The following is a 25,279-nucleotide window of genomic DNA, read 5'->3' on the forward strand; positions in this document are numbered from 1 at the left end:
TGGATCTTCATTCATCGCAGCACGATCACGTCCTGATCCGGCCTGTCCGCATAGAGCCGCTCGACCAGCGCAGCGCGGCGCTCGAGGCCGGCACGCTGGTTGATGTAGCCCTTGTCGGTGAGCTCGTTGCCGTCGATCGAGGGCGGCTCGACCATCAGCATGGCGCGCGCGATGATGCGGCTGCTCGCGCCTTCGCAGTCCTTGTTGTGGGTCTCCAGCCCGCGCCTGAAGCAGGCGATCACGTCGGGATGCTTCACGGCTTCCTCGAAACTCAGCTCGGGACTGCCGGTGAGCTGACGGCAGGCATGCAGGTTCGGCCAGGCCAGCAGGCCGATGAAGGGACGATCCTGTCCTGTCACCAGCGCGTCATGCACGACCGGAGTCGCGGCCGCGATCGTATCGGTGCGGAGCGAGCCGACATGGACGAAGGTGCCGGTCGTAAGCTTGAAGTCCTCGACGACGCGGCCGGCGAAGATGATGCCCTTCACCGGATCGCTGTCATCGACGAAGATGCCGGCGTCGCCGATGCAATAAAAGCCTTCCTCATCGAACATCTTCTTGGTCAGCTCGGGCTGGCCGAAATAGCCGGGCGTGACGTTGACGCCGCGCAGGCGCAGCTCGTACTTCGAGCCGCACGGCACCATCTTCAATTCGACACCGGGGAACGGCAGGCCGATCAGGCCGACGCGCTCGGTGTCCCAATAGGTGCCGGTCGAGGTCGGTGCGGTCTCGGTGGAGCCCCAGCCGGTATAGAACACGATGCGCTCGCCGGTGGTCTTCACCGCCAGCGCCTGCATGCGGTCGTAGAGATCGTCCGGCAGCCGCGCGCCGCCATAGGCCATGATCGCGAGGTTCTTGAAGAAGGAGCGGCAGAGCGCGTCGTCCTTCTCCATCGCCGCCGCGAGCGCTGCATAGCCGGCCGGCACGTTGGCGTAATAGGTCGGCGAGATCTCGTGCAAATTGCGCAGCGTCTCCTCGAACTGGCCCGGCATCGGCCGGCCGTCATCGATATAGAGCGTACCGCCATCGACCAGCACGGGATGGAACGCCGCATTGCCGCCCATGGTATGGTTCCAGGGCATCCAGTCGAGCACGGTCGGCAGCGGGCCACCCGGTGTGCGCGGCCGCACCTGCATCATCATCGCCGCATTGGCGCCCATCATCTCCTGGGTGTTGATGACTGCCTTGGGCATGCCGGTCGAGCCGGAGGTGAACAGCAGCTTGCCGATCGTCTGCGGCGTGATTTTTGCGATCGACGCCTCGACATCAGCAGTCACAGGGGTCGCTGCGAGATCGGCGAAGCTCACGCTCTTTATGCCGTCACACGGCCGCGCGACGTGAACGACGGTAACGCCGGCGAGGTTGAGCGCCTTCAGCGCCTTCCCGAAGGTCGGGCCGTCCTGCACCATCACGACGGCCGGCTTGATCAGGTCGAACAGATATCTCAGCTTGGCGTGATCGTGGCTCATCAAGGAATAGGCAGGCGACACCGGCGCGGCCGGCGAACGCGCCTGCATCGCCGCCTGCGTCATGAGCGCGTGCTCGATCGAATTGCCGGAGAGGATCGCGACCGGACGGCCGTCGAGCCCGAGATTGAGCAGCGCTTGCGTCAGCGCATCCACGGTACGCTTGGCTTCGTCGTAGGAGACCTTTCGCCATTCGCGATTGGGTCCGCCGCGCTGTGCGAGCCAAATGCGCTCGGGCGCTTGCTTCGCCCATTTCGCCAGCGATGCCGGGATGTGCTTCTCGTAAGGCTGCAGCGGAATGCGCGACTTCAGCACCACCGTGCCGTCGTCGCGGCGTTCGACATTGATGTCGCGCGCCAGCCACTCGACCTTGCGAAAGGCGGGCTTCGTCATCACCGCCGCCGCACTCCCATTCATTTTGCGTCTCCCGGAATTATTGTCCTTTGCGGATCTTGGTCGTTCAGCGCTTGATATAGACAGGCTTTCGCTTCTCAAGGAAGGCCCTGATGCCCTCCGAAAATTCCTCGGAGCGGCTGCACAGGACCTGGTTACGGTCCTCCATCGCAATCGCTGCTTCCAGCGATCCGGCGTCGACGCTCATATTGAGACATTCTTTTGACAAGCGCAGGCCCACAGGCGATGCCGTCGTCATCGCATCGATGTAAGGCGCAGCCGCGTCATCGAGCTTGTCTTCGTCGACGACTTCGGAGACGAGCCCCACCGCGAGCGCGCGCTCCGCGCCGATGAAACGTCCGGTGAGGATCAGCTCCGAGGCCACAGAGACTCCGATGAGGCGCGGCAAGAAATAGCTGGTGCCGATGTCGCAGCCGCCAAGCCCGAGCTTGATGAAGGCACAGTTCATCCGTGCCGACTTCGTGGCGATGCGGATGTCGGAGGCGAGCGCCAGCGCAAAACCTCCGCCGGCCGCCGCGCCCTGCACCAACGCCAGGATCGGCTGCGGGCAGCGCCGCATCAGCATCACGATGTCAGCGATGCGCCGCTGCGAGTCCAAGGACTCGGTGACGCCGGGCGGCTCCTGCTGCCCGGCGCGGCGGGCCATCGCGTGCTTGAGGTCGAGGCCCGCGCAAAAATTCTTGCCCGCGCCCTTCAGCACCACAACGCGCGTGTCGCGGTTGCGCTGGAGGCCCTGGAAATAGACGTTGAGTGCGTCGATCAGCGACGGATCGAGCGCATTGAGGCTTTCGGGACGATTGAGCGTCACCCGGTCGACGCCGTCGTCATGCTCGATCAGCAGCGGTTGGGACATGGATCGCTCCTGCATCCGCGCTTGAGGTGGCGGATATTGTGCCCTCTCCCCTTGTGGGAGAGGGCAAGCACGTCGCTAGCCAGGAATTCGCTTGGGTGAGGGGTTTTTCTCGGCGGATGGAGACCCCTCATCCGGCGCTTCGCGCCACCTTCTCCTACAAGGGGAGAAGGGAAGAGAGCGCCTCTTACCTTGGCGCCATGCGGATGGCGCCGTCGAGGCGGATGGTCTCGCCGTTGAGCATCGGGTTTTCGACGATGTGCACCGCGAGCGCACCGTATTCGGCGGCATCGCCGAGGCGCGAGGGATGCGGCACCTGGGCCCCAAGGCTCTTGCGGGCCTCTTCGTTGAGGCCCATCAGCAGCGGCGTAAAGAACAGGCCGGGCGCAATGGTGTTGACGCGGATCTTCTGGCTGGCGAGGTCGCGCGCGGCCGGTAGCGTGAGGCCGACGACGCCGCCCTTCGAGGCCGAATAGGCGATCTGGCCGATCTGGCCCTCGTAAGCCGCGACCGACGCCGTGTTGACGATGACGCCGCGCTCTTCGCCGATCGGCTCGGCCGTGACGAGACGCTCGGCGAACAGACGCAGGCAGTTGAAGGTGCCGATCAGGTTGACATTGATGATGCGCGCAAACTTCTCCAAGGGATAGACGCCATCGCGGCCGACGATACGCTGCGAGCCGCCGATGCCGGCGCAGTTCATCAGCACGCGCGCGACGCCGTGCGCAGCTTCCGCCTTGGCGATCGCGGCCTTGATCTGCTCTTCGCTGGTGACGTCGGCGTGCAGCGCGACGCCCTTCACTTCAGCCGCGACCTTCTCGGCGTTTTCCTTGTTCTGATCGATCACGCCGATCTTGGCGCCCTTGGCGGCCATGGCGCGGGCGGTTGCGGCACCTAAGCCCGAACCACCGCCGGTGATGAGAACGGCTACGTCTTTCAACTGCATCGTAAGCTACCTTTCCTTGGGCGTTTCTTCTCTAGACTTGAAGGTTTTGGCCGATTATCCGGCCGCGGCGGCTTCCCCGGCTTGCGTGAGGATGCCGCCGCAGATCAGCGTTTCCATGTGCTTGATGTATTGCCGGCAGACTTCGTCGGTGACTGGGCCGACGCCGGTCGCGCGAGACATCGCGTGCCGGCCGAAGAACAGGTGATCGCAGGCGCCGATCAGGCTGGTGTAGAACAGCACGGGATCGGTCGCGCGGAATTCGCCGCGGCTGACGCCTTCGGCTAGCAGACGGCGGTGGAAGTCGAGCAGCGGCGCGACGAAAAACTTCGAGACCTCGTCGGCGGAGTCGGCCGTACTCTCGTGCAGCAGATAGTGAATCAGGCGGTTCATGTAGGGGAACCGGTGATAGGCGCGGATGATGCCGCCGATATGCAGCTTCAGTTTCGCGGTCGGCGTGATTGGCTGCGCCAGGAGAAATTCGAGGTTGGACAGCTCGGTCGCGGCATCGCGCGCGAGCAGCGCCAGCAAGAGGCCGTCCTTGTTGCCGAAGTGATATTTGACCAGGGCGGCGTTGGCGCCGGACTTCTGGGCGATGTCGCTGAGCGAAATCTCGATCGAGGAGCGCTCGATCATCAGTTCGCTCGCGGCCACCAGCAGCTTCTCCGCCGTGGAGCTCTTCGTCGCCGGAAGCCTGGTCGGTACGGTGGTAGTCACGAAATCCCTGTCATCGCCGCGGAGAGGGGCGCAGATAAGCGCAAGCAGCGGCTCATCACAAGAGTTAATTGATCGATTGACTAAACGATCTTCCGCCCTTTTAATCCGCGCCCGACAACCAACCCATTCAGAACCATCAGGGAGAAACCGAATATGGCCGAGGCTTACATCGTCGCCGCTGCGCGGACCGCCGGCGGGCGCAAGGGGGGCCGCCTCGCCGGCTGGCATCCGGCCGATCTCGCCGCCAAGGTGCTCGACGAATTGGTCGACCGCACCAAGGTCGATCCCGCCTTGGTCGAGGATGTCATCATGGGCTGCGTCATGCAGGTCGGCGAGCAGTCCAACAACGTCGCCCGCAACGCCGTGATGGCCTCGAAGCTGCCGGAGAGCGTGCCGGGCACCTCGATCGACCGCCAGTGCGGCTCCTCGCAGCAGGCACTGCACTTTGCCGCACAGGCGGTGATGTCCGGTGCGATGGACGTTGTGATCGCGGCCGGCGTGGAATCGATGACGCGGGTGCCGATGGGCCTGTCCTCGCAGCTCCCGGCCAAGAACGGCTTCGGCAATTACAAGAGCCCGGGGATCGAGACCAAGTACCCCAACATCGTGTTCAGCCAGTTCACCGGCGCGGAGATGATGGCCGAGAAGTACGGCCTGTCGAAGGACGCGCTCGACGAATATTCCTACAACAGCCACCAGCGCGCGATCGCGGCTACGCAAGCCGGCCACTTCAAGAAGGAGATCGTGCCGCTCGAGATCACCCGCGCCGACGGCTCCAAGGACACGCATCACATCGACGAGGGCATCCGCTTCGACGTCAGCCTCGACGGCATCAGGAGCGTCAAGCTGATCGCCGAGAACGGCAAGCTCACCGCGGCCAGCGCCAGCCAGATCTGCGACGGCGCCTCCGGCGTCATGGTGGTGAACGAGCGCGGCCTGAAGCAGCTCGGTGTCAAGCCGCTGGCGCGCGTGCATCACATGACCATGACGGGCGGCGATCCCGTGATCATGCTGGACGCACCGCTGCACGCCACCGAGCGCGCACTGCAAAAGGCCGGCATGAAGATCGGCGACATCGACCTGTTCGAGGTCAACGAGGCCTTCGCCTCGGTGCCGACCGCGTGGCTCAAGACCACCGGTGCCGATCCGGACCGTCTCAACGTCAATGGCGGCGCCATCGCGCTCGGCCATCCCCTCGGCGGCTCCGGCACCAAACTGATGACGACGCTGGTGCATGCGCTGCACCAGCGCGGCAAGCGCTACGGCCTGCAGACCATGTGCGAGGGCGGCGGCATGGCCAATGTGACGATCGTGGAGCGGCTGTAAGAAAAGCAAAAGCGAGTAGTGAATGGCGAGTAGCGAATAGTGAGTAGGCGAAGGGCAGTCCGCTCTTCTTCCTATTCGCCATTCGCTACTCGCCATTCGCGTTTAGAGGAAACGCGATGACCCATCCCTCCATCCACGCCCGCACCACGCCCGACAAGATCGCCTACCGGATGGCCGGAACCGGCAAGGCGATCACCTATCGCGAGCTCGACGAGCTCTCGAACCAGGGCGCCCAGCTCTTCCGCTCGCTCGGGCTGAAGGCCGGCGATCACATCGCGCTGTTGATGGAGAACCGCCTCGCTTTCATGGAGATCTGCTGGGCCGCGCAGCGCAGCGGGCTCTACTACACGGCGATCAGCCGCTACCTGAAGCAGGATGAGATCGACTACATCATCGGCGATTGCGGCGCCAAGGTCGTGATCACCACGCCGAAATGCGCCGACCAGATCAAGGGTCTGATCAAGGGCACCCCTTGCGAGCCGATCTTCTACATGATGGACGAGCCGCTGCCCGGCTTCCGCTCCTACGACAAGGAGGCGGCCGCGCAGCCGACGACGCCGATCGCCGACGAGGTCGCCGGCTATGACATGCTGTATTCGTCCGGCACCACGGGCCGGCCCAAGGGCATCAAGAAAGCCTTCGAAGGCAGTCGGATCGACGTGCCGAACGCGTTCCTGCGCGTGCTCTGCGCCGACATGTGCGGCATGAATGCCGCAAGCACATACCTCTCGCCGGCGCCGCTCTATCACGCGGCGCCATTGCGCTTCAACATGATGGCGATCGTGCTCGGCGGCACTTCCATCATCATGGAACATTTCGACGCCGAGGAGTTCTTGAAGCTGGTCGAGCAATACAAGGTGACGCAGTCGCAGCTCGTGCCGACCATGTTCGTGCGCATGCTGAAGCTGCCGGACGAGGTGCGCTCCATGTACGACGTCTCGACGCTGAAGGGCGCGATCCACGCCGCCGCGCCCTGCCCGATCGATGTGAAAGCAGACATGATCGAATGGTGGGGACCGATCCTGATTGAGTATTACGCGGGCTCGGAAGGCAACGGCGTCACCGTCTGCAATTCGAAAGAATGGCTGGAGCATCGCGGCAGCGTCGGCCGCGCGGTGGTCGGCAAGATCAAGATCCTGGACGAGAATGACGAGGAGCAGCCGCTAGGCGAAATCGGCACGGTCTATTTCGCCGATGCGCCGGCCTTCACCTATCACAACGATCCCGAGAAGACGAAGAAGGCCTACAATGCCAAGGGCTGGTCGACCCTCGGCGATGTCGGCTATCTCGACAAGGACGGCTTCCTCTATCTCACCGACCGCAAGTCCTACATGATCATCTCGGGCGGAGTGAACATCTACCCGCAGGAGACCGAGGACGTTCTCATCTCCCATCCCGACGTCGCCGACGTCGCCGTGTTCGGCGTGCCCAATGCGGAGATGGGCGAGGAAGTGAAGGCGGTGGTGCAGCCGCACGACATGAAGCGTGCGGGCAAGGCGCTGGAGGCCGATCTGATCGCCTACTGCAAGAGCCGCCTCTCCGCGATCAAATGCCCGCGCTCGGTCGATTTCGAAGCCGAACTGCCGCGTACACCGACCGGCAAGCTGGTGAAGCGCCACTTGCGCGACCGGTATTGGCCGAAGAGCGCGGTGAAGATTTGACTCGTGGCAGGGACCGTAGGGTGGGTTAGCCGAAGGCGTAACCCACCTCTGCTCTATCCGCGGGAGCTGAAGAGGTGGGTTACGCTTCGCTAACCCACCCTACTACGATCTTGCGCAACCTTCCGTTATGCCCGGGCTTGTCCCGGGCATCCACGTCCTTCAACATGCGCGAAAGAAAACGTGGATGGCCGGGACAAATCCGGCCATGACGGGAGGATAGATTGACCGCTCAGCCAACCACCGCTCTCCCCGACATTCCCCTGCCCGCCGGTATCCGCTCGCGTTACGTCGACGACATCAACGGCCTGCGCATGCATGCGCTCGAAGCCGGCTTCGAGACCAAGGGGCGCCCCTGTGTCTTGCTATTGCACGGCTTCCCCGAGCTCGCCTTTTCCTGGCGCAAGGTGATGCCGGTGCTCGCTGCGGCCGGCTATCACGTGATCGCGCCGGATCAGCGCGGATATGGCCGGACGACGGGATGGAGCGCGGACTATGACGGCGATCTCGCGCCGTTTCGGCTCTTCAACCTGGTGCGCGACGCGCTCGGGCTGGTGGCGGCGTTCGGCTACAGCCGCGTCGATGTGGTCGGGCATGATTTCGGCAGCCCGGTTGCGTCCTGGTGCGCGCTGATACGGCCCGACGTATTTCGCTCCGTCGTGATGATGAGCGCGCCGTTCGGCGGGCCGCCGCCGCTGCCGTTCGACACGGTCGACGCGCCGGCAAAGCCGCCCGTCGAAGATCCCGTGCATCGCGAGCTCGCTGCGCTGCCGCGCCCGCGCAAGCATTATCAATGGTACTATTCGACGCGTGCGGCGAATGCCGACATGCATCAGGCGCCGCAAGGCGTGCATGATTTCCTGCGCGCCTACTATCATCACAAGAGTGCGGACTGGATCGATAACAAGCCCTATCCGCTGCAGTCATGGTCGGCGAACGAGCTCGCAAAGCTGCCGACCTACTACGTGATGGACGCTGGCGAGACCATGGCGGAGACGGTGGCGAAGGAGATGCCGTCGCCGGCCGCAATCGCCGCCAATCATTGGCTGCCGGACCGCGAACTCGCCTACTACAGCGCCGAATACGGCCGCACCGGTTTTCAGGGCGGGCAGCAATGGTATCGCTGCGGCACTTCCGGCGCTTTCAATAACGAGTTGCAACTGTTCGCGGGCCGCAGCATCGACGTGCCCTCCTGCTTCATCTCGGGCAGGCAGGATTGGGGTACGTATCAGCGCCCCGGCGTGGTGGAGGCCATGCGGGCCAGCGTCTGCACCAACATGCTCGGCTTTCACCTTGTCGATGGCGCCGGCCATTGGGTGCAGCAGGAGCAGCCGGCCGAGGTGAGCCGGCTGGTGATCGACTTCCTGGCGAAGGCTCATGCCGCATGATTTGACCCGGGAACCGCAGCGCATTATATAGTTTAGAACCATTCTAAACTTTGTCGCAGGGCCGTCGTGAAGAACTTTGCCGATCTGACCGAGCGCGAGGTGCTGGCGGTCGCGATTTCCTCAGAGGAGGAAGACAGCCGCATCTACATGACCTTCGCCGAGGACCTGAAGGAGCGATACCCGGACACGGCCAAGATCTTCGAACAAATGGCCGAGGAGGAGCGCGATCACCGGCATCGCCTGCTGAAGCTCTATGAGGAGCGCTTCGGGGTGCATCTGCCGCCGATCCGCCGCGAGGACGTCAAGGGCTTCCTGCGGCGACGTCCGATCTGGCTGACGAAGAACCTGCCGCTCGACACGATCCGCAAGGAGGTCGAGACCATGGAGCTCGAGGCCGAGCGCTTCTATGCGCGGGCCGCCGACCAGGCCGACGATGTCGGCGTGCGCCGCCTGCTCGGCGATCTCGCCGAGGAGGAGAAGCATCACGAGAACCGCGCCATCGCGCTCACGGACGAATTCCTGAAGCCCGACGTGCGCGCCGAGGAAGACCGCACGCGGCGGCGGATGTTCGTGCTGCAATATGTGCAGCCCGGTCTCGCCGGCCTGATGGACGGCTCGGTCTCGACGCTGGCGCCGCTATTCGCCGCCGCCTTCGCCACGCACCATAACTGGCAGACCTTTCTGGTCGGACTCGCCGCCTCGATCGGCGCCGGCATCAGCATGGGCTTTGCGGAGGCGCTCTCCGACGACGGCTCGCTGACCGGGCGCGGCTCGCCATGGCTTCGCGGCATCACCTGCGGGGCGATGACGACGCTTGGTGGGCTCGGCCACACCATGCCCTATCTCGTGCCCGATGCCTGGCCCAACGCGTTCTGGATCGCGACAGCGATCGCCTGCATCGTCGTGTTCTTCGAATTGTGGGCGATCGCCTTTGTCCGCGCGCGCTATATGGACACGCCATTTCTCCAGGCCGTATTCCAGATCGTGCTCGGCGGCGCGATCGTGCTCGGCGTCGGCATATTGATCGGGGCGGCTTAGGTTGCCCTCCGTGTTATGCCCCGCGAAGGCGGGGCATCCAGTATTCCAGAGACTGTAGTCGTATGCGGACAAGCCGCGGCATACTGGATCGCCCGGTCACGCCGGGCGATGACCACGATCTGTTGTGTGGCTTACTCCCGATACGTCTCGCTCACATGGCAATCGCCGTCAAACGGCGGTTGCAGCGTTTGGCCAAACTGCGCATCATTCCCAGGATGAAAGGAGAAGCGTTGTGGCCAAATCGGAATGGAGTTTCAAGAGCGCGGTCGAACTGTCGGCCGCATTGACCGCGAAGAAGGTCTCCGCGGTCGAGCTCACGCGGGACGCGATCGACCGTATCGAGCGTCACGACGGCAAGGTCAACGCGATCTGCGTCCGCGACTTCGATCGTGCGCTCGCCGCCGCCCGCGAGGCCGATGCGGCACTGGCGCGCGGCGAGCGGAAACCGTTGCTCGGCCTGCCCATGACGGTGAAAGAATCCTATAACATCGCCGGGCTTCCGACGACCTGGGGCATTCCCGCGCAGAAGAATTTCATCGCCGAGGAAGACGCTCTCCCGATCGCGCGGGTGAAAGACGCCGGCACCGTGATTCTGGGCAAGACCAACGTGCCGCTCGGCCTCGGCGACTGGCAGAGCTATAACGACATCTACGGCACCACCAACAACCCCTATGACCTCAGCCGCACGCCCGGCGGCTCGTCCGGCGGATCGTCAGCCGCGCTTGCGGCGGGCTACGGCCCCTTGTCGATCGGCTCCGACATTGGCGGCTCGCTGCGCGTGCCGGCTTTCCATTGCGGGGTCTACGCGCACAAGCCCACCTTCGGACTGGTCGCGATGCGCGGCCATACGCCACCGCCGCTGCCGGCCCTACCGTTCGAGCGCGACCTGTCGGTGATCGGCCCGATGGCGCGCAGCACCGCCGACCTGTCGCTGCTGCTCGACGTGATGGCCGAGCCCGATCCGCTGGATGTGGGCAAGGCCTACCGGCTCGATCTGCCGGCGGCACGGCACGGCGCCCTGAAGGATTTCCGCGTGCTGGTGATCGACACCGATCCGGTGCTGCCGACCGACGCGGCCATACGCGGGACAATCAACACGCTGGCCGAGGATCTTGCCAAGGCCGGCGTCAGGGTCGAGCGCACCAGTCCGCTGCTGCCGGATTTCGCCGCCTCCTCGCGGCTCTATATGCGCATGCTGATGTCGTTCCTGGGTGCGACCTTCGCGCCCGACATCTATGCCGGCGCCAAGACGGCCGCCGCCGCGCTGCCGGAGAGCGACAACAGTCTCGCCGCGGAGCGGCTGCGCGGCATCGCGCTCAGCCATCGCGATTGGCAGATGGCCAATGGCGGGCGCACGCGGCTGCGCGCGCAATGGCGCGAGCTGTTCAAGAGCTTCGACGCAGTGATCTGCCCGGTCATGCCGACGCCGGCCTTTCCGCACGACCATTCGCCGGAGCAGGAGCAACGGCGCATCACAATCGACGGCAAGGAGCACGCCTATCCCGATCAGCTTGCGTGGCCCGGCATCGCCACCCTGCCCGGCCTGCCCTCGACCGCGATCCCCACCGGCTTTGCACCGGACGGACTGCCGGTCGGCGTCCAGATCGTCGGCCCGTGGCTGGAGGACCGCACGCCGCTAAAACTTGCCGAGCTGATTGAGCGCGAGTTCGGCGGCTTCACGCCGCCGCCGGCATTTGATGATTAGTCCGTTCGTCATTGCGAGGAGCGGAGCGACGAAGCAATCCAGTCTGCGTCCGCGGAATCATTCCTGGATTGTTTCGCTTTCGCTCGCAATGACGGCGCAACTAACTTCGAGATGCCGGGTTCGCGCTTCGCGCGCCCCGGAATCACAAAAAGGAGAAAAACGCTATGAGCAACGACATGGAGGAGCTCACCGCACTCAACCGCGACTATGTCGCGTCCGTGCAGAACTGCGACGTCAATCGCTTCGACGAGATCCTGGCGCCGGATTTCTACTGCTCCAATCCCGACAAGACGCTGGTCGATCGCGCAGGCTTCCTGGAACAGACGGCGCGGCCAATCGCGATCCGGAACTTGCGCGAGCGCGACGTCATCATCCGCATCATGGGCGATTTCGCCATCATCCACGCGTCGACGAGCTACACCACGGCCGACGGGCAGCAGGCCACCGGCCGCTACACCGACTGCTGGGCCAAGAAGAATGGCAAGTGGCTCGCGGTGTCGGCGCACGTGTCGCGGTGAGGCGGGCGAGATATGTCCACCACTCCGCTGTCATGCCCCGCGAAAGCGGGGCATCCAGTATTCCAGTGGCCGTGCGGTTTACGACAACTGCCGCGGCGTACTGGATCGTCCGGTCAAGCCGGGCGATGACACGTCGTTGATGCTAGCTATCAAACACAATCACGCTGCGCAGCGTCTTGCCGGCTTTCATGTTGGCAAAACCTTCGTTGATTTCGGACAGCTTCAGCTTGGCCGAGATCCAGTCCTCCAGATGCAGCCGGCCGCGCAGGTAGAAATCGACCAGGCGGGGCATGTCGACCCGGAAATGGTTCGAGCCCATCGACGAGCCCTGGATCTTGCGCTCGCGCAGGAAGTCGAAGCCGTGCAGCTCGATCTTCTGCCCGAACGGGATCATGCCGACGATGGTGGCGGTGCCGCCTGCGGCGAGCATGCCGAAGGCCTGCTCCGCGGTCTCCTTGCGGCCGAGCACCTCGAAGGAATGATGCACGCCGCCATTGGTACGATCGCGCACCTGCTGCACGACGTCGCCATCGGCCGGATTGATGATGTCGGTCGCACCCAACTTGGTCGCGAGCTGGAGCTTTGCGGGATTTGTGTCGATGGCGATGATGCGGCCGGCCCCTGCAATCTGCGCACCGTTGATCGCGGCCATGCCGACGCCGCCGCAGCCGATCACCGCCACGGTCTCGCCGGCCTGGACCTTCGCGGTGTTCACCACCGCGCCGTAACCGGTGATGACGCCGCAGCCGATCAGGGCGGCGAGCTCCAGTGGCATGTCCTTGCGGATCTTCACGATGGCGTTCTCGTGCACCAGCATCTGCTCGGCGAAGGACGAGAGATTGAGGAACTGGTGCAGCTTCTCCGGCTTCGACCATTGCATCCGGTTGGAAGCGCCCGGCAGCATCTTCACCGTCGTATCCGTGCAGAGCACCGTGCGGCCGGTCGTGCAGTTGTCGCAGGTGCCGCAGAACACCGAGAGGCAGGTGACGACATGGTCGCCCGGCTTCACATAGGTGACGTCGGAGCCGACCTGCTCGACCACACCGGCGGATTCGTGGCCAAGCACCGCGGGCAGTGGATGCGGATAAAGGCCTTCCATGAAGTGCAGATCGGAGTGGCAGAGGCCGGCGACCGCTGTGCGGATCAGGACCTCGCGCGGGCCGGGCTTGGGCAGGCTCACATCCTCGATGACGAGCGGCTGATTGACTTCATAGAGGACGGCGGCCTTCATCGGTGTTTCCTCGTTGTTATGATGTCGTTGAGTGCGGGTCTTCACCTCTCCGATAGGGAGGTGAAGCGCGAGCGCGGGCCCAATGAGCCTACGCCGCCAGAACGAGTTCGCCAACCTCGCTCATGCCGGCGGCACGATCACCCAGCAGCAGTACGGCAATCTTCTGCTGCGCGGCATTTTCCGTCAGCCGGAACGGGTCGGTTGGCGACACCCGATGATCGATCACCAGCCGCGAAAGCAGCAGCCGGCGCGCATCGCCGCGCGCCTCGTGGATGCGATGCGCCTCCCAGGCGAGCGCGACCGCGCTTGCAACATGATAAAGCAGGCTCGTCGCCCGCCGCGCATCGGCCTCGTTGTCGGCCTTGCCTGCGACCTCGCGCGCGAAGCCGACGGCACGATCGGAGAGGCCACGCAGCCCATCGCGCCAGGCCTGCGGCACGGACGCGCTGTCGTCGAGCCGGGCATGCAGATCGGCGGCGAGCGCGGATTCGGCACCGTGGCGGCCAACGGCGCGCTTGAGCGCATCGATCGCCACGATATTGCCGGTGCCTTCCCAGATCGAGCCGAGATGCGCATCGCGCAGCAGGCGAGCGGTGGCGAATTCCTCGATATAGCCGATGCCGCCGCGCATCTCGAGCGCGTCGCCGCACACCTTGCGGGCATCGCGCGTGGCGCGGAATTTCAGCGTCGGGGTGAGGATGCGCAGCAGTGCCGCGGCATCCTGGCTTCCCGCTTCGGCGCGATCGAGCGCGTCGGCGGTGAGAAAGCTCATCGACAACGCCTGCTCCACCGGCAGCATGATCTTCAGCATCTGCCGCCGTCCGAGCGGCAGGTCGATGATGGGGTTGCCGAACACCACGCGGTTCCTGGCCACCGTCATCGCGTCGTGATAGGCGCGGCGCATCAAGGCGGTCGATTTGACGCCGTTGGAGAGCCGCGACGAGTTCACCATCTCGGCCATCTGCACGAAGCCGCGGTCGAGCTTGCCGACCGCATAGGCGATCGCGCCTTCCAGCTTGATCTCGCCCGACGCCATCGAGCGGGTGCCGAGCTTGTCCTTCAGCCGCACGATCCGGTAGTGATTTTGCGAGCCATCGTCGAGGAATCGCGGCATCAGGAACAGGCCGACGCCGCGCGTGCCGGGACCGGCGCCTTCGGGACGCGCCAGCAGCATAACGACTTTCGCATCCGCATTCGAGCAGAACCACTTTTCGCCGTAGAGCCGCCAGTGGTCGCCCTCCCTGACCGCACGCGTCGTCAACGTGCCGACGTCCGAGCCGCCCTCCTTCTCGGTCATGAACTGACCGCCCTGCGTCAGCTTGCTCATATCGGTCTGGGTCAGGCCGTCGAGATATTTCGCCTTCAGCGCCTCGTCGCCGAAACTTGCAAGCAACTTGGCGCAGCCGTCGGTGACGTTGATCGGGCAACCCATGCCGAATTCGGTCTGGTTGAACAGGAAGGTGAAGGCGTGCTTGGCCACGACGGGATATTTGTCCGGCCAGCCCATGATGCCCTTGCGGATCGAGAGCGCGTGAATGCCGAACTCGCCGAAGGCCGCCTTCTCCAGTTCGCGATAGGCCGGATGATACTCGATCCACTGCACGTCGCGGCCGAACTTGTCGCGCTGATGCAGCACCGGCGTGTGCCGGTCGGCGAGACGCGCGCATTCGTCGAGAGGGCCGCCGGCAAGCTCACCGAGCCGGTCGAGGTGCGGCTCGATGTGACGGAACAACGTGTCCGGCAGATGAATGCGCAACAGATCCGTCAGCGCCGGATCGGCACGGTAGAAATTCATGCCGGTGGTATCGGGTGCGAGCAGGCCCGGCTGGCCTGCCGCTGCATCTGCCTGATGCGAACTGATGGGCTGATGCATGATGACCTCTTCGTTTCCGTCCCGCGGCATTATCAGCGGCTGCTTTCCCGCTTGCCGCGTTGCATGATGTGGATCATGCTCCAGACGGCAACACGGTTAAAGCCGCAAATTGTCAGGGAGGCATGACCGCCGCGAGGGAGCAATTCGCTCTGCGGAATTGTGATCGCCCGGTCCGGCGCGTCCGCTGGTTGTCCGCGCGCATGATGCATAGATGAACGGCTCTTATCCCCGAGGGACCAACCATGGATCACCCAAAGTACAAGATCGCGCTGATCGTCGGCGCCGGTGAAGGATTGAGCGCTTCGCTGGCACGGCTCCTGTCCGGCCAGGGACTGCGCGTCGCGCTCGCCGCACGAAAGATCGAGAAACTCGGCGCGCTCTGCACCGAGACCGGCGCGAAAGCCTATGCCTGCAATGCGACGGAGCCGGAGGAGGTCGAGCGCCTGTTTGGCCTCGTCGAACGCGAGATCGGCACGCCCGACCTCGTCGTCTACAACGCCAGCGGCCGGACCCGCGGCCCGTTCCTCGACCTGGTGCCGGCGGATGTCGCGCAATCGATCGCGGTCAGCGCCTATGGCGGGTTCCTGGTGGCCCAGCAGGCGGCCAAGCGCATGCTGCCGAACAAGCATGGCGCCATCCTGTTCACGGGCGCATCCGCCAGCGTCAAGGGCTACGCCCAATCCGCCCCGTTCGCGATGGGCAAGTTCGCGCTGCGCGGGCTGGCGCAGAGCATGGCGCGCGAATTGTCGCCGCAGGGCATCCACATCGCGCATTTCGTGATCGACGGCGGCATCCGCAGCGCGGCGCGCACCGAAGCGGAGGACAAGCCGGATTCGATGCTCGATCCCGATGCGATCGCGCTGAGCTATTGGAACATATTGCAGCAGCCGCGCAGCGCCTGGAGCTGGGAGCTGGAGTTGCGGCCCTGGGTGGAGAAGTTTTGAGGTGAACTGCCGTAGGGTGGGCAAAGGCGCATAGCGCCATGCCCACCAGCAACGACAACGAAGCAAACGGTGGGCACGCTTCGCTTTGCCCACCCTACAAGAGCAGGGGAGCGAGATGACCACCGAAACCACCATCGACACCGGCACCACCGAGCTTCTTTGCGTCATCCGCGACCGCGTCGCGGTGATCACGCTGAACCGGCCGGAGGCGCGCAATTCGCTGTCGGACGCACTGACCCCGGCGCTGCGCACGATGATCCGGACCTGCGGCGAGGATCCGAATGTCGGTGCGCTCCTGATCACCGGCGCGGGCGAAGCGTTCTGCGCCGGCGGCAACGTCAAGGGCATGGGCGCGCATCGCGACAAGGCCAAGCTCGAAATGTCCTTCGACGACAGGGTCGCCGATCTGCAGGAGCGGCAGCGGCTGCTCACCGGCGCGCTCGTGTCGGTGCGCAAGCCGACGATCGCAGCCCTGCCGGGGCCCGCGGTCGGCGCGGGGCTCGCGATCGCGATGGCCTGCGACATCCGCATCGCCGCGCAATCGGCCTTCGTCGCCACCGGCTACGCTCGCGTCGCGCTCAGCGGCGACTACGGCATCGCCTGGCTGTTGACACGGCTTATCGGCACCGCGCGGGCGCGCGAACTCATGTTCACCGGCGACAAGGTCGACGCTGCCAGATGTGAGGCGATCGGCCTCGTCAACCGCGTTGTGCCCGATGACAGGCTGCAGGCCGAAGCCTTTGCGCTGGCAAAATCGCTCGCCGAGGGCCCGCGCCTCGCGCTGCGCTACATGAAAGACAATCTCGATGAGGCCCTGCTGTTCGATTTCGAGACCGCCCGCGACCACGAGGCCGCGCGACTGATCCGCCTGACCACGACGGCCGATCACAAGGAGGCGGTGCAGGCCTTCATCGACAAGCGCAAACCAACGTTCACGGGGAAGTAAATCTCACGCGTCCGTGGACAGCCCTCCGTCAATCGCGCTCGATGTGGAGTCAAAAAAAGCCCGGCCCTGGGTCACCAGGGCCGGGCTTGGAGTGCGGTCAGGCCGCGGCTGAGGGGCTTGTGGCCTGACGGGAAAGAGCGGCGAGGCGCCAGCTCGCGCAGGGAATGTCCTTCGGCGCGACCGTGATCTCCTTGTCGAAGCGCACCAGCTTCCAGTCGTCCGGATGATTGGTGAAGGCAAAGCCAGATTTGCGCGCGAGCGAGATCATGGTGTCGTTGGAGCGGAGCGTGTCACCGAACATGTGCTCGGCGCCGAGCGCGGCCGCACGGCATTCCAGGTTCTTGAGCAGCGCGCTGCCGATGCCACGGCGCTGCCAGCGATCGTCGACCGACAGGCCGAATTCGAGTGTCGCGGTTTCGGCATGGAAGGCGTAGCGCGCTTCGGCGACGATCGTCTCGAAGCCGTCGACCATCACGCTTGCGACGATCGTGAAGCGCTCGCGCTCGCCGACCTGAAGGAAGTCGTGCAGCAGCCCCTTGGGCAATTCGCTGATCGCGCCGAAGAAGCGGTTGTAGCGGGACCGCGTCGAGAGCGAACGGAAATAGTGCTGAAGCTCATCGGTGTCGCGCGGTTCGACGAAGCGCACGGTCAGGGCGTCGCCATGCCGCGTGCGCAGCGTATCCGAATATTGCCTGAGATCGCCGAGGCGAAGGGTGCTCATGACGCGTGCCCTTTAAAAAGGACCGCCGGCGCCCCTGATCAGGCGGCGCCGGCCTAGCTGCCGTTCAGGCCCGCCAGAAGGGCTTCTCAGCCTCAAAGGCAACATCGCTCCAGGACAGGCCGACATCCTGAAGATCGCGGCTGGTCCACTGGGCGAGCTCGCGCCGGGTCCGATAGCGCTCGTGCCAGACATGAAGGGTCTCGCCGATCTGGTAGATCAGGCTTGGCGCATGATGATTTGTCATCGAATTGGTGGTGCACGTAGACATTTTCAGCTCCTAGAGCTAAATTTGAGCGTAATATCTGCCTGCAAACGCACTTCGACAAACGACAATTTGTACCTTTTCGCATGAATTAAACTCATGAATCCTGCTGCCAAATGACTGCCAGATTGCCATCCCTGAACGGATTGCGGGCATTCGAGGCCGCCGCGCGCCACCTCAGCTTCACGCTGGCCGCGGCCGAGCTGAACGTGACCCAGACCGCGATCAGCCATCAGATCCGGCGGCTCGAGGAGGAGCTCGGCATCCGCCTGTTCGTCCGGCAGAACCGCGCGCTCGCGTTGACGCCGGAGGGGCGGGATTACCTGCCCGGCGTGCGCGCTGCCTTCAACGATCTGCGGCTGGCGACCGACCGGCTGCTGCGCAAGGACGACGACAAGGTGCTGACGGTCTCGACGCTGGCCTCGCTCGCCGCGAAATGGCTGTTGCCACGGCTGACCGATTTCCAGGAGGCGCATCCCGGCATCGACGTGCGCATCACGACTTCGACCAGCCTCGTCGACTTCCAGCGCGACAATGTCGATGCGGCGATCCGCTATGGCCGCGGCCAGTGGCCGGGCCTGCGCGCCGACTGGCTGATGGCTGATGAGCTGTTCCCGGTGTGCAGCCCGTCGCTGCTCCGCGGTGACAAGCCGCTGCGTCGACCGGAGGACCTGAGAGACCATCCGCTGCTGCACACATCCAACGCCAACAGCGACGATTGGCGGCTCTGGCTGACGGCCGCGGGCCTGCCGGCCAATCTCGCCAAGCAGCCCGGCATCACCTTCGACATGATCTTCATGACCATCCAGGCGGCGATCGACGGCATCGGGGTTGCGATGGGGCGGACTTCCTACGTCCAGGACGACATCGCCAAGGGCCGCCTCGTGGTGCCCTTCAAGATCGCCCTGCCGGCGGATGCCGGCTTCTATCTGGTCGCGCCGGACGGCGGCCGCGTAGCGCCGAAGCTTGCCGCCTTCCGCCAATGGGTGGTCGCGGCAGCGCAGAATAAAGCCTGAAAAACCATCAGCTTCTGCAGCAAATTCGGTTGACTCGCAGCGCCCCGCACGACAAGGGGTAGGACAGATTGTCGCAGCATCAATCTGTGCCTGCCGTGAAAATGAGTTCCGGTCCGGCCACGTCTATAGGGGAGCAACGCCATGGCTGGACCGGCCAATTCAACCAATCCACCCGAGATCAAGTCGCGCATCGGCGCCATCCTGCGCGCGACGAGCGGCAATTTCCTCGAGCAGTTCGACTTCTTCCTGTTCGGCTTCTATGCCGCCGCGATCGGCAAGGCGTTCTTCCCCTCGACCAATGAGACGGCTTCGCTGCTCAACACGTTCGGCGTGTTCTGGCTGGGCGCACTGATGCGGCCGGTGGGCGCGATCGTGCTCGGGGCCTATATCGACCGTATCGGCCGCCGCCAGGGCCTGATCGTCACGCTCGGCATCATGGCCGCCGGCACCGTGGTGATTGCATTCTGCCCGAGCTACGCCAGCATCGGCATTGCCGCGCCGATCATCGTGCTGCTCGGCCGCCTGTTGCAGGGCTTCTCCGCCGGCGTCGAGCTCGGCGGCGTCTCGGTCTACCTCGCGGAGATTTCGACGCCAGGCAACCGCGGCTTCTATACCTCGTTCCAGTCGTCGAGCCAGCAGGTCGCGATCTTCGTGGCGTCCATCCTCGGCTACATTCTCTCCGAAGTGATGCCGGCCGACACCGTCGCCGCCTGGGGCTGGCGCATTCCCTTCTTCGTCGGCTGCCTGATCATCCCGCTGATCTTCTTCCTGCGGCGGACGCTGCAGGAGACGCCGGAATTCCTGGCGATGAAGAAACATCCGACCGCGGCGCAGGTGTTTTCCTCCGCGGTTGCCAACTGGCGCATCGTCATCCTCGGCATGATGATCGCGATCCTGACCACCACGACGTTCTATTTCGTCACGGTGTACACGCCGACGTTCGGCAAGAACGTGCTGAAGCTGTCGACGCACGACGCGCTGCTGGTCACGCTGCTGGTGGCGGTGACCAACTTCATCTGGAATCCGGTCGGCGGCGCGGTCTCCGATCGCATCGGCCGCAAGCCCGTGCTGCTGACCATCGCCTGCCTCTCGCTGGTCACCGCCTATCCGGCGCTGCACTGGCTGGTGGCAGCGCCGACCTTCGGCAAGCTGCTCGCGGTCGAGATGATGTTCTCGTTCTATTTCGGCGTCTACAGCGGCACCATGCTCGGCGCGCTGGTCGAGATCGTGCCGGCGCATGTGCGCACCACCTGCTTCTCGCTCGCTTTTGCGCTTGCTGCCGCTCTGTTCGGCACCTTCACGCCATTCGCATCAACCTGGCTGATCGAGCGGACCGGCGACAAGGCCTCGCCCGGCTTCTGGCTGATGTTCGCCGCCGTACTCGGCATCATCGCAGCATCGACCGTCTATCGCGGCGGCGCCAAGGCGGTGGCGACGTACGATCCGGTGGCGGAGCCGGTGGCTGGCCACTAGCCCCATCGTCATTCCGGGGCGATGCGAAGCATCGAGCCCGGAATCCATAGTGCCACAGCAGCGCTACGAGAAATGGATTCCGGGCTCGCCTCTTCGAGGCGCCCCGGAATGCCGGGGGTTGGGGTTACAGCTCCACCACCACGTAGTCGCTCTCGACCCGCACCGGGATCGTCTCGGCGACGTACGGTCCCTTCACCACGTTGGCGCCCGGCTCGACATGGGCCGGATACGCCTTCACGCGGAAGCGGCGGGGGTCGCAGTAGGATTGTCCCGTGCGGACGTCGAACTCCCATCCATGCCAGGGGCAGCGGATGATCTCGCCCAGCTTGGTGTATTCGATCTCGCCGGGGTCCTTTGACTGCGCGAGCCCGATCAGCGGCCCTTCGCACAGCGCCGCGCCCTGGTGCGGACAGCGGTTCAACAGGCCGAAATATTCGCCCTTGATGTTGAAGACCGCGATCGGCCGGCCGTCGATCTCCAGGAATTTCCGCGTACCGGGCGGGAGCTCGTCGACCGGCGCAATCACATGACGCGCCATCAATCGATTCCGTACAGCTTCCGCGCATTGCCCAGATAGAACGCCTCGCGATTGGCATCGCTCACCCCCGGCGGCAGCACACGCGAGGGCTCGTCATAATCCCAGTGCGGATAGTCGGTGGCGAACAGGAGCCGGTCCCAGCCGATCCACTTGATGACGTCGAACAGATCCTCGCGCCGCTCCGGATCCTCCATCGGCTGCGTGGTCCACCACACCTGTTCGCGGATATATTCCGATGGCGGCCGCTTCACATGCGGCACCTCGCTGCGCAGTCGCTGCCAGGCCTTGTCGAGCCGCCAGGCGAGCGACGGCGCCCAGCCGAAACCGGCCTCGATCATCACCATCTTCAACTTCGGGAAGCGCTCGAACACGCCCTCCAGCACGAGGCTCGCAAGTGCCGATTGCTGGCACTGCGAATGGCCCACCATCTCCTCGATGTAGTAACTCGGCCAGCCCGAAGGCGTGATCGGGTTGCCGCCGAAGCCGAAGGCGTGGACGCCGACGGGTAGGCCGGCCTCTTCCGCAGCCTGGTAGATCGGCCAGTATCGGCGCTGGCCGAGCGGCTCGACATTGCGGCTGAGCAGCAGCACCTGGACGAAGTTCTTGTCACCCGCGCGCTCGCGGATTTCGGCAGCGGCCGACAGGCCGTCCTCATTGCCGACGACGATCGAGGCCTTCAGCCGCTTGTCCTTGCTGGTCCATTTGTCGATCTGCCAGTCGTTGATCGCCGAGCACAGAGCGGCCGAGAGCTCGTGATTGCGGATGCCCTGTCCGGCGTTGAGCGGATTGAGCACCCCGAGCTGCACGTTGTTGGGATCGAGATGCTGCGTCTGCATGAAGGAGAGCGAGGAACCTTGCGGCCCGCCCTCTGGCGGATAGGCGTCGCGGCGCGAAGCGTTGGGCTGGGCTTTCGGGTAGGGCGGGCCTTCCATCATGCCCTGATAGGCATGGACGCCGTAGATCTCGAGATGATGCTGCCAGCGTTTGGCGAGGTAGGGATAGAGTTCGGTCCGGGTCGCGCGCGCCGGGTGGATGTCGCAGTCCGCGATCGCGGTTTTGGCGGTCAGGGGGGAAGCGGCTTCGGAGCTCTCGCGGAACTGGATATTCATCGCCTTGCCTCCTTTGGCAGCGGCTAAGTCAGGCGGGGATAGGTTGCATGCGGATTGTCGATCATGATCTTGCGCACGAGATCGGGGGACAGACCTTCGGGCAGCGCAGCCTGGCCGTCGAACTGCCAGTGCGGATAGTCCGTGGAGAATAGGACCAATTCGTCGGACTGCATATGATCAAACAGGCGAATTAATGTCGCCGGCTCTGGCGGCGCGTCAAATGGCTGTAACGAAAAGCGGATGTTGCTGCGCACAATTTCCAGCGGCGCGCGATCGACCCAGGGCGTCTCCATCCGTACGCCGCGCCAGAACTTGTGCAGGCGCCAGAGATAGGGCGGCAGCCAGGAGACGCCGGATTCCAGCATCACCATCTTCAGCCGGGGATGTCGGGCGAACACGCCTTCGACGATCAGGCTGGTGAGCTGGGCCTGGAACGCTTGGGCCTGACCGACATAATCCTCGATGTGATAGGAACCCCACCCGACCGCGGTCGGCGGATTGTGATAGGCGGAACCGGCGTGGACGCCGATGGGAAGGTCCAGCCGCTCCGCCGCCTCATATATCGGCCATAGCGCGCGCTTTCCCAGCGGCACGTCGCCCATCACCAGCATCAACACCTGCACGAAGCGCCGGTCCTGCGCGCAGCGCTCGATCTCGGCGACGGACTTCTCGACGCTTTGCGTCGGGATGACGATCGAGCCGCGCAGCCGCTTGTCGCGATCGAGCCACTCCTTCGCCAGCCAGTCGTTCAGCGCGCGGCAGAAGGCGGCTTGCATGTCCTCGGAAAACACCATCTGCACGCCGTAGAGCGGATTGCAGATGGCGTGGCTGACCTCGAAGGGATCGAGCACATGGCGCTGCATGTCCTCGAGACTTGAGCCGGGCTTGCCGGTTTCGGGACGCCAGTCGTCGCGCGCCGTGATCGGCGAGTTCTGCGGATAGGATTGCGAGACGAGGTCGACCATGCCGCGCGTCGTCACCTGGTCGCGCCAGTAGTCGTTCAGATAGGGCAACAGGCTCGTCAGATGCGGCACCGCCGGGTGCACGTCGCAATCCACACCGCCGGCGATCAGGGACGTCATGACGTCTCCTCTTCACGTTTCCTCTTCTCGCAGCGCTACTGCCGCGCCGTCCTGCGTCCGCCATTCAAGCAGGCCTGTTCGGCCCCTGCAACTCGGCCAAGGCCGCTGTCATATGCTAGGAAGGCGCAGCTCGGTTGCGGAGATGAGGTGCAGGAATGAAGGAGCTCATTGGCATTGCGGAACAGGTCGCCGCAAAACTGATCGCACGCAAACAGACCATTGCGGTGGCGGAATCCTCGACCGGCGGTCTGATCTCGGCAAGCCTGCTCGCGGTGCCGGGCGCATCGGCCTATTTCCTCGGCGGCGCCGTGGTCTACACGCGCGATGCGCGGCGCGTCCTGATGGATATTTCGGACGACGGCATGAAAGGCTTTCGGTCGGCCTCGGAGCCTTACGCAAAGCTCCTCGCCGAGCAAATGCGCAGCCGCTTCGGCTGCGACTGGGGCCTATCGGAGACCGGCGCCTCCGGCCCGACCGGCAACCGCTACGGCGATGCCGCCGGCCATAGCTGCATGGCGGTTGCGGGCCCTGCGGCGGAGGTGATGACCCTCGAAACAGGCAACAACGACCGCTTCGTCAACATGCAAACGTTCGCGGCGACGGCGTTGAAGTTGCTGCTGAAGAATTTGGAGCGGTGATCGCATCGCCACTCTGGTAAATCGACACGACATCACCCCAGATCGCGCTGTCATGCCCCGGCTTGCCGCCTTCGCTAAAGCTTCGGCGGCCGAGCACCCTCGTGGCCCGGCGTAGCCTTGGCGGAGCTGGGACCGGGGCATTTAGTACGCCGCGGCCTATCGATTCAATCACAACCGTCTCTGGAATACTGGATCGCCCGGTCAAGCCGGGCGATGACAGCGGAGAGTGAGGTGCGTCCATCCTCGATGTCGTTTTGGCTTTCACTAGGACGACGTTGGGAAGGCCTTGCGCCTACCTCCCCAAATGCCGCATGAAAATCCGCACCACATAACCCTTGAACCGCGGCGCCTCGTCGTAGAGATCTGACGCGATCCGTTCGATGGTCTCACGCAAGGACAGGAACTGCGCCTGGCGGGCGCTGCTTTCGGTGCCCTGCATGCCCGCAAGCTCATCCATGGCGGCATCGCTGATTTGACACTGCACGACGTCGCCGTCGTTTAGCATGGTGAAACGAAAAGCCAGCCGTTCCAGATCATGGCCCACGATCTTGTCGCGCGTCAGCGGCATCCAATTGTCCCGTTCGCGCCCCCGAACGGGACAATGCTGAAAATCTCGGCTCTTGTCACCATGCGCGCCAAGTGAGGTGGCAGTTATGCCGAGCGCCTCGACGGGTGCGCGCCCGCACGCGGCCCCACGAGCTGGCTCACCTTCAATAGACCAACGCCGTGCCGGTCGGCTTCTCCAGCGCAGCGGCCAACGATTTGTACTCCTCGCAATCCGTCCCGCAAATAGCGGCGATCCGGCTCAGATGATACAGCGCCTGCTCGCGATTGCCCTGCTCGAGCTGCCACAGGCCATAATACTGCCAGGTCAGCACGTGGTTCGGATCTGCTTTCAGTGCGCGCTCGTACCAGACCTGCGATTGCTTGTAGTCGCCGAGCTTGCGATAGGAGTAGCCAATGAGATTGGCGACATTCGGATGGTCGTCATGGCCGAGCGCCTTCAATTGCTCGATCGCGGCCGCGTAGTCGTTGCGCTCATAGATCGTGTCATAGGCCACGCGGTAGCCGGCCGCGAATGCCGGATCGCCGATGCTGGACTGATTGGTGGGCTTCTTGCCCCTATGGGTTGCCTTGGTGCCGGAGCGTCGCGGATAGGTCGGTTGCGGTTGCGCTTTCTGGTCCGAATAGGCACCGGCATAGGGATCGGTGTTGCTGACGCCACCGCCGCCACCACCACCGCCGCCTCCGCCACCGCCTGCGGCAAACGTCGGCGAAGCAAGCAGCGCCGCTGCAAACGTTCCCAGCACGACGACCCTGATCATCGCTGTGATCATTTCTGTCTCCTGTTTCGATCCAAGCGGCCCCGGACGACGTGATAACCCTGCCCTCGCGGCGATATTCCGCGATGCCTGCATGCTCA

The 25,279-nt window shown here is 64.3% G+C and carries 24 protein-coding genes; 11 read left to right on the forward strand and 13 right to left on the reverse strand.

All coding sequences use genetic code 11. The features are described from left to right. Window positions 1-11 precede the first annotated feature (11 nt). From MTR72_RS29370 to MTR72_RS29385, 4 genes are all read right to left on the reverse strand, one after another. Complete coding sequence (locus tag MTR72_RS29370; RefSeq protein ID WP_280966920.1) at window positions 12-1,883, reverse strand: AMP-binding protein; 1,872 nt, start codon at window positions 1,881-1,883, stop codon at window positions 12-14. A gap of 43 nt (window positions 1,884-1,926) precedes the next feature. Next, window positions 1,927-2,733 (reverse strand): enoyl-CoA hydratase/isomerase family protein, encoded by an 807-nt coding sequence (locus MTR72_RS29375; RefSeq protein WP_280966921.1) that lies wholly within the window; start codon window positions 2,731-2,733, stop codon window positions 1,927-1,929. Window positions 2,734-2,917: 184 nt separating this feature from the next. Beyond that, a complete protein-coding gene (locus MTR72_RS29380) occupies window positions 2,918-3,676 on the reverse strand; it encodes an SDR family NAD(P)-dependent oxidoreductase (RefSeq protein ID WP_280966922.1) in 759 nt (252 codons plus the stop codon). Window positions 3,677-3,730: 54 nt separating this feature from the next. Then, entirely contained in the window at window positions 3,731-4,390 is a 660-nt protein-coding gene (locus tag MTR72_RS29385) for a TetR family transcriptional regulator (RefSeq protein ID WP_280966923.1), read from the reverse strand. Window positions 4,391-4,543: 153 nt separating this feature from the next. Between MTR72_RS29385 and MTR72_RS29390 the strand changes: the two genes are divergently transcribed. From MTR72_RS29390 to MTR72_RS29415, 6 genes are all read left to right on the forward strand, one after another. Then, on the forward strand, window positions 4,544-5,716 hold the full coding sequence (locus MTR72_RS29390; protein ID WP_280966924.1) for an acetyl-CoA C-acetyltransferase: 1,173 nt from the start codon (window positions 4,544-4,546) through the stop codon (window positions 5,714-5,716). Window positions 5,717-5,832: 116 nt separating this feature from the next. Further along, a complete protein-coding gene (locus MTR72_RS29395) occupies window positions 5,833-7,377 on the forward strand; it encodes an acyl-CoA synthetase (RefSeq protein ID WP_280966925.1) in 1,545 nt (514 codons plus the stop codon). 221 nt (window positions 7,378-7,598) lie between these two features. Next, entirely contained in the window at window positions 7,599-8,762 is a 1,164-nt protein-coding gene (locus MTR72_RS29400; RefSeq protein WP_280966926.1) for an alpha/beta hydrolase, read from the forward strand. 66 nt (window positions 8,763-8,828) lie between these two features. Next, window positions 8,829-9,800 (forward strand): iron exporter MbfA, encoded by a 972-nt coding sequence (mbfA, locus tag MTR72_RS29405; RefSeq protein ID WP_280966927.1) that lies wholly within the window; start codon window positions 8,829-8,831, stop codon window positions 9,798-9,800. Window positions 9,801-10,032: 232 nt separating this feature from the next. Beyond that, window positions 10,033-11,505 (forward strand): amidase, encoded by a 1,473-nt coding sequence (locus tag MTR72_RS29410; protein WP_280966928.1) that lies wholly within the window; start codon window positions 10,033-10,035, stop codon window positions 11,503-11,505. A gap of 164 nt (window positions 11,506-11,669) precedes the next feature. Further along, the gene (locus MTR72_RS29415) at window positions 11,670-12,023 is read left to right on the forward strand and encodes a nuclear transport factor 2 family protein (protein ID WP_280966929.1); all 354 of its coding nucleotides are present in this window, start codon (window positions 11,670-11,672) and stop codon (window positions 12,021-12,023) included. Window positions 12,024-12,165: 142 nt separating this feature from the next. Here MTR72_RS29415 and MTR72_RS29420 read toward each other — a convergent pair whose 3' ends face one another. Further along, window positions 12,166-13,254, reverse strand: coding sequence for a Zn-dependent alcohol dehydrogenase (locus MTR72_RS29420; RefSeq protein ID WP_280966930.1), 1,089 nt, complete (start codon window positions 13,252-13,254; stop codon window positions 12,166-12,168). Window positions 13,255-13,342: 88 nt separating this feature from the next. Beyond that, entirely contained in the window at window positions 13,343-15,127 is a 1,785-nt protein-coding gene (locus tag MTR72_RS29425) for an acyl-CoA dehydrogenase family protein (protein ID WP_280966931.1), read from the reverse strand. Window positions 15,128-15,369: 242 nt separating this feature from the next. Here MTR72_RS29425 and MTR72_RS29430 point away from each other — a divergent pair, with 242 nt between their 5' ends. Further along, entirely contained in the window at window positions 15,370-16,071 is a 702-nt protein-coding gene (locus MTR72_RS29430) for an SDR family NAD(P)-dependent oxidoreductase (RefSeq protein WP_280966932.1), read from the forward strand. A gap of 115 nt (window positions 16,072-16,186) precedes the next feature. Further along, complete coding sequence (locus MTR72_RS29435; protein WP_280966933.1) at window positions 16,187-17,017, forward strand: enoyl-CoA hydratase; 831 nt, start codon at window positions 16,187-16,189, stop codon at window positions 17,015-17,017. 97 nt (window positions 17,018-17,114) lie between these two features. Here MTR72_RS29435 and MTR72_RS29440 read toward each other — a convergent pair whose 3' ends face one another. Together MTR72_RS29440 and MTR72_RS29445 are read right to left on the reverse strand one after the other, a co-directional pair. After that, window positions 17,115-17,738, reverse strand: coding sequence for a GNAT family N-acetyltransferase (locus tag MTR72_RS29440; protein ID WP_280966934.1), 624 nt, complete (start codon window positions 17,736-17,738; stop codon window positions 17,115-17,117). A gap of 64 nt (window positions 17,739-17,802) precedes the next feature. Next, on the reverse strand, window positions 17,803-18,006 hold the full coding sequence (locus MTR72_RS29445; protein ID WP_280966935.1) for a DUF1127 domain-containing protein: 204 nt from the start codon (window positions 18,004-18,006) through the stop codon (window positions 17,803-17,805). 110 nt (window positions 18,007-18,116) lie between these two features. Here MTR72_RS29445 and MTR72_RS29450 point away from each other — a divergent pair, with 110 nt between their 5' ends. Next, window positions 18,117-19,016 carry a transcriptional regulator GcvA gene (locus MTR72_RS29450; protein WP_341511634.1) on the forward strand — a complete coding sequence of 300 codons (900 nt, stop codon included), beginning with the start codon at window positions 18,117-18,119 and terminating at the stop codon, window positions 19,014-19,016. 141 nt (window positions 19,017-19,157) lie between these two features. Further along, a complete protein-coding gene (locus tag MTR72_RS29455; protein WP_280966937.1) occupies window positions 19,158-20,489 on the forward strand; it encodes an MFS transporter in 1,332 nt (443 codons plus the stop codon). Window positions 20,490-20,613: 124 nt separating this feature from the next. On the opposite strand, the gene MTR72_RS29460 is transcribed toward MTR72_RS29455, so the two are convergent. Genes MTR72_RS29460 through MTR72_RS29470 form a run of 3 tightly spaced genes read right to left on the reverse strand, consistent with a single transcriptional unit; the run spans window position 20,614 to window position 23,218 of the window. Continuing rightward, a complete protein-coding gene (locus MTR72_RS29460; RefSeq protein WP_280966938.1) occupies window positions 20,614-21,027 on the reverse strand; it encodes a Rieske (2Fe-2S) protein in 414 nt (137 codons plus the stop codon). Beyond that, window positions 21,027-22,136 carry an amidohydrolase family protein gene (locus tag MTR72_RS29465; RefSeq protein WP_280966939.1) on the reverse strand — a complete coding sequence of 370 codons (1,110 nt, stop codon included), beginning with the start codon at window positions 22,134-22,136 and terminating at the stop codon, window positions 21,027-21,029. The genes MTR72_RS29460 and MTR72_RS29465 overlap by 1 nt, the downstream gene beginning before the upstream one ends. A gap of 23 nt (window positions 22,137-22,159) precedes the next feature. Further along, window positions 22,160-23,218 (reverse strand): amidohydrolase family protein, encoded by a 1,059-nt coding sequence (locus MTR72_RS29470; RefSeq protein ID WP_280966940.1) that lies wholly within the window; start codon window positions 23,216-23,218, stop codon window positions 22,160-22,162. Between the two features lie 155 nt (window positions 23,219-23,373). Between MTR72_RS29470 and MTR72_RS29475 the strand changes: the two genes are divergently transcribed. Beyond that, complete coding sequence (locus MTR72_RS29475; RefSeq protein WP_280966941.1) at window positions 23,374-23,856, forward strand: CinA family protein; 483 nt, start codon at window positions 23,374-23,376, stop codon at window positions 23,854-23,856. A gap of 292 nt (window positions 23,857-24,148) precedes the next feature. Here MTR72_RS29475 and MTR72_RS29480 read toward each other — a convergent pair whose 3' ends face one another. After that, complete coding sequence (locus MTR72_RS29480) at window positions 24,149-24,424, reverse strand: DUF1488 family protein (protein WP_280966942.1); 276 nt, start codon at window positions 24,422-24,424, stop codon at window positions 24,149-24,151. A 142-nt stretch (window positions 24,425-24,566) separates the two neighbouring features. After that, window positions 24,567-25,193, reverse strand: coding sequence for a tetratricopeptide repeat protein (locus MTR72_RS29485; RefSeq protein ID WP_280966943.1), 627 nt, complete (start codon window positions 25,191-25,193; stop codon window positions 24,567-24,569). Between the last annotated feature and the right edge of the window lie 86 nt (window positions 25,194-25,279).

Origin of the sequence: Bradyrhizobium sp. ISRA442, from assembly GCF_038085055.1 — a bacterium.
Classification (GTDB): domain Bacteria; phylum Pseudomonadota; class Alphaproteobacteria; order Rhizobiales; family Xanthobacteraceae; genus Bradyrhizobium.